The organism is Phycicoccus elongatus Lp2, assembly GCF_000367525.1.
GTDB lineage: Bacteria > Actinomycetota > Actinomycetes > Actinomycetales > Dermatophilaceae > Phycicoccus_A > Phycicoccus_A elongatus.
Map to the genome: position 1 here is coordinate 2,681,037 of NZ_HF570956.1, position 11,047 is coordinate 2,692,083.

The 11,047-nt window shown below is 69.9% G+C and carries 9 protein-coding genes, 1 tRNA gene and 1 pseudogene; 3 read left to right on the forward strand and 8 right to left on the reverse strand.

All coding sequences use genetic code 11. The annotated features are described in order from the left end of the window. From pknB to BN10_RS12970, 6 genes are all read right to left on the reverse strand, one after another. Positions 1 to 912: Stk1 family PASTA domain-containing Ser/Thr kinase (gene pknB, locus BN10_RS12945; protein ID WP_040753573.1), on the reverse strand; the 912-nt coding region annotated here is incomplete at its 3' end. A 22-nt stretch (positions 913 to 934) separates the two neighbouring features. After that, complete coding sequence (locus BN10_RS12950; protein WP_010851704.1) at positions 935 to 2,386, reverse strand: peptidoglycan D,D-transpeptidase FtsI family protein; 1,452 nt, start codon at positions 2,384 to 2,386, stop codon at positions 935 to 937. Continuing rightward, positions 2,383 to 3,759 (reverse strand): FtsW/RodA/SpoVE family cell cycle protein, encoded by a 1,377-nt coding sequence (locus BN10_RS12955; protein ID WP_010851705.1) that lies wholly within the window; start codon positions 3,757 to 3,759, stop codon positions 2,383 to 2,385. The genes BN10_RS12950 and BN10_RS12955 overlap by 4 nt, the downstream gene beginning before the upstream one ends. Positions 3,760 to 3,763: 4 nt before the next feature. Continuing rightward, a complete protein-coding gene (locus BN10_RS12960) occupies positions 3,764 to 5,155 on the reverse strand; it encodes a PP2C family protein-serine/threonine phosphatase (protein WP_010851706.1) in 1,392 nt (463 codons plus the stop codon). A 3-nt stretch (positions 5,156 to 5,158) separates the two neighbouring features. Continuing rightward, positions 5,159 to 5,668: an FHA domain-containing protein FhaB/FipA gene (locus BN10_RS12965; RefSeq protein ID WP_010851707.1), complete on the reverse strand. Its 510-nt coding sequence runs from the start codon at positions 5,666 to 5,668 to the stop codon at positions 5,159 to 5,161. After that, entirely contained in the window at positions 5,665 to 6,501 is an 837-nt protein-coding gene (locus BN10_RS12970; RefSeq protein WP_010851708.1) for an FhaA domain-containing protein, read from the reverse strand. The genes BN10_RS12965 and BN10_RS12970 overlap by 4 nt, the downstream gene beginning before the upstream one ends. A gap of 145 nt (positions 6,502 to 6,646) precedes the next feature. Between BN10_RS12970 and BN10_RS12975 the strand changes: the two genes are divergently transcribed. From BN10_RS12975 to BN10_RS12990, 3 genes are all read left to right on the forward strand, one after another. Next, a complete protein-coding gene (locus tag BN10_RS12975; protein WP_010851709.1) occupies positions 6,647 to 7,591 on the forward strand; it encodes a pirin family protein in 945 nt (314 codons plus the stop codon). Positions 7,592 to 7,668: 77 nt separating this feature from the next. Beyond that, positions 7,669 to 8,673 carry a hypothetical protein gene (locus BN10_RS17445; protein WP_198014127.1) on the forward strand — a complete coding sequence of 335 codons (1,005 nt, stop codon included), beginning with the start codon at positions 7,669 to 7,671 and terminating at the stop codon, positions 8,671 to 8,673. Between the two features lie 293 nt (positions 8,674 to 8,966). After that, a tRNA-Leu gene (locus tag BN10_RS12990) sits at positions 8,967 to 9,049 on the forward strand. 269 nt (positions 9,050 to 9,318) lie between these two features. Here BN10_RS12990 and BN10_RS12995 read toward each other — a convergent pair. Both BN10_RS12995 and BN10_RS13000 read right to left on the reverse strand, forming a co-directional pair. After that, entirely contained in the window at positions 9,319 to 10,338 is a 1,020-nt protein-coding gene (locus BN10_RS12995; protein ID WP_010851712.1) for a hypothetical protein, read from the reverse strand. 234 nt (positions 10,339 to 10,572) lie between these two features. Next, a pseudogene (locus BN10_RS13000) lies at positions 10,573 to 11,047 on the reverse strand (IS30 family transposase); the annotation flags it as partial.

Genomic DNA, 11,047 nt, shown 5'->3' on the forward strand with positions numbered 1-11,047 from the left:
CGCCCCCGCAGCCGCAGCCCCGGCAGCCGTGCCGCGCGCGGCGTCGCTGATCGGCCGACCCAGCCGCACCGCCTGCAGGTCGGCACGGAAGTCGGCGGCGCTCTGGTAGCGGGCGGCCCGGTCCTTGTTGAGCGCGTGCAGGACGACCGCATCCAGGTCGGGGCCGACCGACTCCTCGACGGTTGACGGCGGCGCCGGCGGTTGCCCGACGTGCTGGTAGGCGATCGCGACCGGGCTGTCCCCCTGGAAGGGCGGCCGGCCGGTGAGGAGCTCATAGAGCATGCAGCCGGTCGAGTAGAGGTCGCTGCGGGCGTCGACGTTCTGGCCCTGCGCCTGCTCGGGCGAGAGGTATTGCGCGGTGCCGATCACGGCTTGCGTCTGGGTCATCGTCGCGTTGGTGTCGGCGATGGCGCGGGCGATGCCGAAGTCCATCACCTTGACCGAATTGTCCGCGCCGATCATCACGTTCGCCGGCTTGATGTCGCGGTGGACGATGCCCATCCGGTGCGAGTAGGCCAGGGCGTCCAGGACGCCCTCGGTGATCCGGGCGGCCTCGTTGCTGGTCAGCTTGCCCCGCTGGTTGAGGACCTCGCGCAGCGTCTTGCCCTCGACGTACTCCATGACGATGAAGGGGACATTGTGCGGCCGGCCGTGCGAGTCCACGCCCTTGTCCTCGCCGGAGTCGTAGACCGCGACGATCGAGGCGTGGTTGAGGCCGGCGCTGGACTGGGCCTCTCGGCGGAAGCGGGTGAGGAACGAGGCATCGCGCGCGAGGTCGCTGCGCAACATCTTGATGGCGACCGGGCGCTTCAGGCGCAGGTCGACCCCCCGGTGGACCTCGGCCATGCCGCCGCGGCCGACCAGCTCACCCACTTCGTACCGTCCGCCGAGCAGACGGGCTTGCTCGCTCATTGTTGCCTTCCGATCATCAGGATCATCTGAGCACCGCTTCCATGATGGCCTTGGCGACCGGGGCGGCCGTGCGACCCCCGGATGCCTCGTTGCCGGCCGTGCCGCCCTCCTCGACGACGACAGCCACCGCGACGGTCGGGTTCTCCGCCGGCGCGAAGGAGATGAACCAGGCGTGGGGCGCCGCGCCGGGTGCGTGCTGGGCGGTGCCGGTCTTGCCGGCCACGGTGATGCCGTCCATCTGGGCGGCCGTGCCGGTGCCGCTCGCCACGACGCTCGTCATCATCGTCGTGAGTTCGGCGGCGACATCGGGGCTGATCGCTTCCGAGAGGGTGCTCGGCTCGCCGGACTCGATCGTCGTCAGATCGGAGGCCAGCACCGACTGCACGAGGTAGGGCTTCATGACGACCCCCTTGTTGGCGATGCCTGCCGCGACCATGGCCATCTGCAGCGGCGTGACGCGCACGTCGTACTGGCCGACGGCGGACTGGGCCTCTTGCGGCTTGTTGAGCTCGGCCGGGACCGAGCTCGCAGTGACCCGCATCGGCACGGCGAGCTGGTCGCCGAAGCCGAACTTCGCCGCCTGCTGACGCAGGGCGTCCCCGCCGAGCTCCATGCCGAGCCAGCCGAAGGCGGTGTTGCACGAGATCCGCAGGGCATCGGTCAGTGACACCTTGTCGTCGGCCCCGCATGCGCGCCCACCGGAGTTCGGGAGACCGACGGTCGTCTGCGGCAGGTCGAGATTGGCCGGGCCCGGCAGGACGCTGTCGGGTTGGAACCTCCCGCTGGAGAGGGCGGCCGCGGCCGTCACGACCTTGAAGGTCGAGCCGGGCGGATAGAGGTTGCCGGCGATGGCGCGGTTGACAAGAGGGCGCGCCGGGTCGCCGTTGAGCGCCTTGTATGCCGTGTCGAGCGCCGCCAGGTCATGCGAGGCGAGCGCGTTCGGGTCGTAGCTCGGCTTGCTGACCATGGCCAGGATCTCGCCGGTCTTGGGATTGAGCGCGACAGCCGCGCCCCGTTGGTCACCCAGGGCGTCGTATGCCGCTTCCTGGGCCTTGGCGTTGATCGTGAGCACGAGGTTGGCGCCCTTGGCCTTGCGACCGGTGAAGAGGTCGGAGACCCGGCGGTAGAAGAGCTTGTCGCTGGAACCGGAGAGCAGCGCGTTCTCGGTCGACTCCAGTCCCCCTGCGGCGCCGTAGAAGGAGTAGTAACCGGTGAGATCGGCATACATCGGCCCGGCGGGGTAGGTGCGGAGGAACTTGAACTCGCCGCTCACCGGCGTCGAGACCGCGATCGGGGTGTCGCCGACGAGGATCTGCCCGCGCTCGCGGGCGTAGGTCGAGAGCAGGGTGCGCCGGTTGTCCTCGCGCGCATTGAGCCCCTTGGCGAGGAAGACCTGGATGATCGTCGTCGACACGAGCAGGGTCGCGAAGAGCAACGCGACGAAGGTCGACAGGCGACGGATCGGCGCGTTCACAGCTTCACCACCTGCGTGGGCGCCTCGCCGATGGGGGTGGGCCCGCTCTCGGGGACCGGTCGGCGGGCGTGGTCGCTGATCCGCAGCAGGATCGCGACGATCACCCAGTTGGCGAGCAGGGAGGAGCCACCCTGGGAGAGGAAGGGCATGGTCAGGCCGGTCAGCGGGATGACCCGGGTGACGCCCCCGACGACGACGAAGCACTGCAGCGCCACCGAGAAGGCCAGCCCGGCGGCGAGCAACTTGCCGAAGCCGTCGCGGGCACCGATCGCGGTGCGCAGACCGCGCTCGACGAGCAGCGCGTAGAGGACGAGGATCGCGAAGAGGCCGACCATCCCGAGTTCCTCGCCGAAGCTCGGGATGATGAAGTCGCTCTCGGCGAAGTAGGTGATGTCGGGTCGGCCCCGACCCAGGCCGGTGCCGACCATCCCGCCCGCACCCATGCCCATGAGGCCCTTGGCGAGTTGGTCGGAGGTGGCCAGTGCCTCCTGGCTGAAGGTGTCGAGCCAGAGCAGCACCCGCGTCTGGACGTGCCCGAACATCAGGTATGCCGCGTAGGCGCCGGCCGCGAAGAGGGTCAGGCCGATGATGATCCAGCTGATCCGCTCGGTCGCGATGTAGAGCAGGGCGACGAAGAGACCGAAGAAGAGCAGCGAGGAGCCGAGGTCGCGCTCGACGACGAGGACTCCGATGGCGAGCACCCAGGCGACGAGGATCGGGCCGAGGTCGCGGGCGCGCGGGAGGGTGAGGCCGAGGACGCGACGTCCCGCGACGGACAGGGCGTCGCGGGTCTGGACGAAGTAGCCGGCGAAGAAGATCGCCAGGATGATCTTGGCGATCTCGCCGGGCTGGAAACTGAAGGGCCCCAAGGAGATCCAGATCTTGGAGCCGTTCTTGTCCGAGCCGATGACCGGCAGGATGGGCAGCAGGAGCAACACGAATCCGAGCAGACCGGCGGTGAAGGTGTAGCGGCGCAGCACCCGGTGGTCGCGCATGATGATGATGGCGGCGATGGCGCACCCGACCGCCAGCGCGCTCCACATGAGCTGGCGCAGTGCCATGCCCTCGCCGATGGATCGGCCGTGGGCGATGTCGAGCCGGTGGATCATCACCAGGCCGAGGCCGTTGAGGAGGGTGGCGACGGGCAGCAGGATCGGGTCGGCGTAGGCGGCCCGCCAGCGCAGGACCAGGTGGAAGGCGAGCGCGATCCCGAGGAAGCCGCCGCCGAGGACGAGCAGGCTGCTGGGCACCTCGCCGTGGGTGTTGACCCCGACATTGACGTAGGCGAGGAGCACGATGGCGGTCGCCGCGACGACGAGCAGCAACTCGACGTTGCGGCCGCGGCGTGGGGCGAAGCGGGAGACGACGGTCATCGGGTCACGTCGACGGGATCGGGGCCGTGGTCGGGCTCGTCGTGGGGCTGGCCGAGGGCGACGGGCCGGGGGATGCCGAGTCGTTGGGTGAGGGGCTCGGCGAGGGGCTCGGGGTCGGCTGGGTCCAGTCGTCGGTGACCGATCTGCAGGTCTGGAGCTGGTCCCTGAACCATTCGCAGGCCCGCGCCTGCACCGCGAGGCTGCGCAGGAGGGCGTCGGCGTCCGCGCGGTTGTCGAACTCCACGCCACCGGCGAGCCGCACCCGATAGATGTCGGGCAGGGCGGTGGCCGCGATGTCGGTGCGGCGCTCGATGCGTGAGAGCGACACCGGCCCCAGGTGCTGGTCGATGCCGCGGTTGAGGACGACCCGGTTCTGGTCCACGCCCACCCAGTACTGCGACTGGGTCCACAACCACCCGGCATACAGACCACCGGCGAGGACGATCACGGCGACCGCGAGGGCCCCGAGGATGCGCAGAGTGCGGCCGCGGCGGGTCGGTGGGCCCTCCTCGGCGAGCTCGACGTCCTCGCTCCCCGCATCCGAGCCGGTGGCCTCCTTGGTGAGGGCGGCGGCCTTCTCGGCCGGGGTCACCGGGATCGGTCGGGTGCCCTTGCGGGTGGCGGCGGCCGCCCCCACGACGGTCGGGACATCGGTGGGGACGGGGCCGACCCGCAGATCGACGACGTCGCCGATGACCACCGTGACGTTGTCGGGGGCGCCGGCGCGAAGGGCGAGCGCGACGAGGCGCTCGCAGGCATCAACGGGTTTGCGCTCACCGAGCAGGACCTCGTCGATGGTGTCGCGGGCGACATAGTCGGTGAGGCCGTCGCTCGCGATGAGATAGCGATCACCCGGGATCGCCTGTCGGACAACGACATCGGGCTCGTCGTCGGGCTGGCCGGTCAGGACCTTGGTGACGAGGGAGCGCTGCGGATGGGTCTGCGCCTCCTCGGCGGTGATCCGGCCCTCGTCGACGAGGTTCTGGACGAAGGAGTGGTCCTTGGTGATCTGGGTGACCACTCCGTCGCGGACGAGAAAGGCGCGCGAGTCACCGATGTGGGTGAGGACCAGCTTGTCGCGGGAGCGGAGCAGGGCGATGAGCGTGGTGCCCATACCGCGAAGGGAAGGATCCTCCTTGACGCGGTCCCCCAGTTGGGCGTTCGCCAGGGCGATTCGGGCGAGCAGGGCATCGGTGGCTTCGGCGCCGGAGAAGGCCTGGTCGTCCAAATCGGCCAGCGCGCCGATGATCGTCGAGGAGGCGACATCGCCGCCGGCGTGCCCCCCCATGCCGTCGGCCATCGCGAGCAGATGCGGGCCGGCATACCCGCTGTCCTCGTTGTTGGTCCGGACCATGCCCACGTCGGAGCGGGCCGCATAGTTGAAGGCGATCGGCATCGGCTACCTGGCCAGCTCGACCACGGTCCGCCCGATGCGCAGCGTCGTCCCCAACTCGAGGGGGGTGGGAGCGGTGATCCGGCGGTTGTCGACGAAGGTGCCATTGGTGGAGCCGAGGTCCTCGACCAGCCAGCGCCCTTCCTGTTCGAAGATGCGGGCGTGCCGCCCCGAGGCGTAGTCGTCGTCGAGGACGAGCGCGCATTCCGGCGAGCGACCGATGAGCGTGCCCTGGGACCGCAGCGGCAGGGAGGTGCCGGACAGGGGGCCCTCGGTGACGACGAGTTTGCGCGGGTGGCTGCCCCGACGCCCGCTGAGCATCCCCGCTTTGAGGGCGGCTGGGCGGGCCGGTGAGGCGCCCGGGATGGGGCCGCTCGGCTCGGTGCCCCGGCGGACTCGTTGGGTGACCCGGGTGCCGTAGAGGTCGCCGCGCAGGACCCCGACGATCGCGAACACGAAGAGCCAGAGGGCCACGAGCAGCCCGAGGCGCAGGATCGTCAGGGTGAGTTCGCTCATGGACGCTTGGCCCGGTAGGTCATCGAGGTGCGGCCGATGGTGACCTGGTCACCGTCACGCAGGTGCTCGGAATCGACGCGTTCGCCGTTGACGAAGGTGCCATTGGTCGAGCCGAGGTCGCGGATCAGGGCGACGAAGTGTGGCCCGTCGATGCTGACCCGGATCTCGCTGTGCCGACGGCTGACGCCGGGGTCGTCGAGGATGATGTCGGCGTCGTCGTCGCGGCCCAGGACGTTGATGGCGCCCATGAGCAGGTAGCGGTGGCCATCGACGATGAGGCAGGGGCGGTCGCTGGCGCGCACCTTGGCCGGCTTGGGGGCCGGTCGGTGCTCGGGCTCGGCGACGCGTGCCGCAGGAACGGACGCGGGCGGTGCCTCGAGGCCGTCGTCGTCGTCCTCGTCCAGGTCGCCCGGTGCCGCGGCATACCGGTCGTGGACGGGGGAGGGTGCGGACTCGGCCTTCGGGTGGCGGGCGGTCGAGGGCCGGACCCGGAAGACACCGGTCTCGAGGTCGCCCCCGTTCGTCAGCGAGATGCGGATCGGGCCGCCGGCCGTGTAGTGCTGCGAGGCGACGTGCTCCTCGGCCGCCACGACGAGTTCCTCGGCGACCTCGGGGTCGTCGGTGAGGCGGTCGTGGTCGGTGTCGGAGAGTTCGATGGTGAAGACATTGGGGACGATCGCGCGGCCGCGGCCGGCATGCGAGGCGCGGTCGTCCATGGCGCGGCGGATCGCGCTCGCGATCTCGACCGGCTGCACCTCGGCGCGGAAGGCGCGGGCAAAGATGCCGTTGTAGGCACGCTCGAGCTTCCCCTCGACGCGGTCGAACAAGCCCATCTGGTCCTCGCCTCCTCGTCTTCGGTCGTGCCGTGGTCGGTGCCCGCGTCGTGCCGGTGGCCACGGTCCGGCCCAGCCTACTTAATGGGTCTTTGCCGATCGGGGATCCGTGGGATGTCGGCGGTCCCCGTTCTACGGTTGGTCCATGACCGGTGTGCAGGTGTTGACGCCGCGCGAGGTGCCCTTGGGTGGGCTGCGGGCCATGACAGTTCGGCGAACCCTGCCGGCCCGGGAACGCAGCTTTGTCGGGGCGTGGTGCTTCGTCGACCACTACGGCCCCGACGAGGTGGCCACGACCGGGGGGATGGACGTCGCGCCGCATCCGCACTGCGGCCTGGCGACCGTGTCGTGGCTGTTCATGGGGGAGATCGAGCACCGGGACTCCCTCGGTACCCAGGCGGTGGTCCGGCCCGGTGAGGTCAACCTGATGACGGCGGGGCGCGGCATCGCCCACTCCGAGCAGTCGACGGACTCCACGTCGGTGCTTCATGGGGTGCAGCTCTGGGTGGCGCTGCCGGACGCGGCGCGCGACGCTGCGCCAGCCTTCGAGCATCACGTGCCGCCGGTGGTCTCCCCGGCGGCTGGGGTGCGGGCGGCGGTCTTCGTCGGCTCGCTCTTCGGGTCGCACTCGCCGGTCGCGACCGCCACACCGCTGCTGGGGGCCGAGGTCGTGCTCGATCCCGGCGCCTCGGTGACCCTGGATTCTCCCGAGGACTTCGAGGTCGCCGTGCTTCTCGACACCGGCACGGTGACGTATGCCGGCCGCGAACTCGCCGTCGGTGACCTCGCCGTCGTGGAGGTGGGCACGCGGCATACGCCCCTGGAGGTGGTGGCCGGCGAGTCGGGCGCGCGCGTGGTCGTGCTCGGTGGTCCGCCCTTCGAGGAGGAGGTCGTGATGTGGTGGAACTTCGTGGGCCGCAGCCATGACGAGGTTGTGGCCGCGCAGGAGGAGTGGAACGCCCATGGCGGGCGCTTCGGGTATGTCGCGGGCTACGTGCCGCGCAGCGACGAGCACTGGTGGATCCCGGCACCGGACCTGCCCGGTGTGCGGCTGCGGCCGCGAGGGCGGCTGGGGCGGGCCGTTACCTGAGAGGACGCCCAACGGCGGCCGGCTGGGCTCTCCACTTCGGCTGGGGGCTGTTGGCAGGCTCCTTCTAGCATGGGCCGGTGAAGAGTGTGTGGGGCAAGTTGTCGGGGCAGGGCCCCGGCGCGTTGCACGGCACCCTGCACAGCGCTCTCGGGGCCAAGAGTCTGCCGATCACACTCGGGTTGTCCGGGGTGATCGTCACCGGCGCGGTGATCTTCGGCACGGTGATGACCGATCGGATGCAGACGCCGGAGACGATCCCGAATGCCGAAGGCCCGGCGGTGCCGAGCCCCCCTGCATCGCCGGTGAAGCCGTCGCCGACGCCCACCCCTGCTCCCACGCCGACCGTCAGTCCGTCGGCGCTGCCGCAACCCTTCTCCTCGAGCGTGCCCACGGTGTCGCGTGTGCCGCAGCCCCCCGCACGAACGGTCGTGCCGACCCGGCCCTCCCTCCCGCCGGTTGCCTCTTCTCCGGTCGTCGTGCCGCCGGTCCCGACACCCACCCCCACTCCCACACTTACGCCGACGCCCACGCCTACGCCCACGCCCACGCCGACTCCTGAGCCGACGGTCATCAGTGAGCCCGCTCAGGTGCTCTCGGTGCTCGGTGGGCGGCTGGTGCTCCACGTCAAGCTCGTCGACGGCGCCGTCGTCAACATCTCCCCGATCGGCATCGCGGACTTCTCGGAGGGCTGCCGCCTCGACGCGGCCCACGGTGTGCTGAAGGATCTTGTCGGTCGGAGGGTCGCTCTGGAACGGATCGGCGAGGGGACCACCGACAGTTCGGGCTACACGCGGCGCATCGTGCGCGTCGACGGCACCGACCTTGCCGCGCTCGTCTCGGCCGCCGTGACCGAGCAGTGCGCCAGCGGTGCGCCAGCCTCGGACCCGACGCCGACTCCTGAACCTGAGACTCCGTCGCCGCCGGTGACCAGCGAGCCCGTGATCACCGAGCCTGCTGTGAGCAGCGAGCCGCCCGTGCCAGCGGATCCGCCTGCCTCCCCACTTCCCGACACCCCGGGCAACGATCCGGCGACGCCCCCCGCGATCCGTCCCGAGTCGACGCCGAGCGCCCCGACCCAATGAGCTTGCGCGGGACACTCGCCCTTCCGACCCAGCCAGGAACCCCTGTCGCAGCGTCTGCAGTTGCGCCACAGGGGGAGGCAACTTACATGCGCCACATGTTGGCGCATGTGACATGGCCGGGTGGGTGGCGCAACTGCAGACGCTTGCGCGAGAGGTATGCCGCGCGCCCGGCTTCACGACGGGCGGGACCGATGAGCCCCGACCAAGTTGGTGGCGGGAAGCGGATTGGAGTTCGCACGCGGCATACGTCATGATTGGACGGCTTCGGTGCGGTGACGTCCCGAAGTGACCACGCGCAAGTGGCGGAACGGCAGACGCGCTGTCTTCAGGTGGCAGTGTCCTTACGGGCGTGGGGGTTCAAATCCCCCCTTGCGCACTCTGGGAATGTTCCCGAATGTCGGGGTCATCTCTTCCCGAAAGTCCCGGGTCAGAGCGATCTGGCCGGGGGCTTCGTCGTCGTTGGCAGCTTAAGGGACGCGGGACGGGTGGACCGGGCTGTTCGCGGTCGGCCGTGGTGGTCCTCGCGCGTTTGCGAGGCGTGAGTGAACTCGTGCGAGAGCGCGTGCGAGGTGTCGGAGAGTCCGAGCCGGGCAATCGTGCAGCAGGTTGCTGCACAAGCGGGTCAAGGGGTGGAAGGAAGCGCGGCTACGTACGGGTGCCGGGGCTGCGGGCTCGCCGATCCGTGCGGTAGTAGTGGTCGAGCGGCCTTTCATCTGGCTCCTCGTCGAGGACCAGCCGCCAGGGGTCGTCGAGCTCGCGGGTGGTGTGCCACTTTCCCGCCAGGGCTGGGCCTTTGAAGCGTTGGGCGCCGGTCACCGGGTCCGGTGCCTTGTGCGCGACGAACTCGTACTTGCGGCGTCGGTCGAACTCCTCGCGACGGCGGGCTTTGGTGGCGGCGGGGTCGGCGGGTCGTGGCGGGTCGAGCTCCCGTAGATCGGTGGGGATGGCGGCACTGTGGAGGCGACCGTCGAGCCAGAAGGTGTCGGGCACGTGGCCGGGTCGGACGCCTCGTTGGGTCTCGTGCAGATCCTTCGTGTCGGTTATACCCATGGTCCGGAGGGGCCGTGCCCAGTGCTCGGGCTTGACGGTGGTGTAGGCGCGGTCAGCGAGGACTTCGGTGACGGTGCCGAGGCGGCGGATGATCGCCAGTGCTGCTGGGCACCTGTCTCGGACCCCGTGTCGCAGCGCAAGGCCCACTGCCAGGAGCGGGATCTCTTGGTCGGTGCCGGTCGGGACGATTGTGGCGATGTGGGCTCCGTATCCGAGGTAGAACTCGTTGCGGCGTCGGTCGGTGGGTGTGCGTTTGCCCAAAGCGACTTCGGTGTCGACGCAGTCCCACTTCTGGCCGGCTGGCGTGGTTGGGCCGGGACGACGGCTCCGGTAGTGCGACTCGATGTCAGTGCCGTCGACGGCGACGGTCGTCGGCAGTGAGGACAGGTACTCCGTCGGCAGGCTGGCCAGGACGGTGTCGGTGAGGATCTCGTCCAGCCCGATGTCCACATGGGGACAGCTAGGACCGCAGTCGATGACCTCGCCGGTGACGTGATCGGCTTCGGGGTGGTCGTGCGAGATCTGCAGACCGGCGGCCGAGCGACCGATGAGTGCGGTCACGCCACTGCGGATTCTCTTGTCGTTGAGGGCGACCCCTTTCGGGATGCCGATCATGTGTCGCTCGCTCGGGGTGAGGTCGTCGGCTGTGCTGACGATCCGGGAGATGATAGACGGCGCGACGGTCGGCCCATACGGCTCCGCCGTCGTTGATGGCCTCGGTCTTGAACAAGCCGATTGGTGCTCTCGCAGAGGGCGTTGTCGAGCGCGTCGCCGACAGTGCCGATTGATCCGGCCATGCCATGCTCGAGGAGCTCGGTGGTGAACGCCACCGATGTGTACTGGGCGAGTTCAAGGGGTCGTTGCAACACCGGCCTGTGGGAGCGAGCGTAGTTGCTCTTCGAAGACCTCGGCGGGGGTTCGCCAGCCAAGGATCTTGCGGGGCCGGTTGTTCAGGGCGTGAGCGACGGCCTCGAGGTCCTCGGCGGACCAGCGCGACAGGTCGGTCCCCTTGGGGAAGTACTGCCGCAGCAGACCGTTGGTGTTCTCATTCGTCGGGCGCTGCCACGGCGAGTGGGGGTCGGCGAAGAACACCCGCGTCCCAGTCTCGAGCGCGAACAGGGAGTGGCCCGAGAGTTCCTTGCGCGGTCCCAGGTCAGTGTCTTGCGCAGCTGCTGTGGCAGTTTCGTCATCGGCGCGGTGAGCGCGACGTTCATGGCCACGGCACCGTAGCCGCCGAGCGCTGGCCCGTTCTTCACGTGCGGCTGCTCACCCCAGCCCTGCATCCGCGGCAGGTGCACCAGGAGCGTGGCGCGGCTGGAGCGCT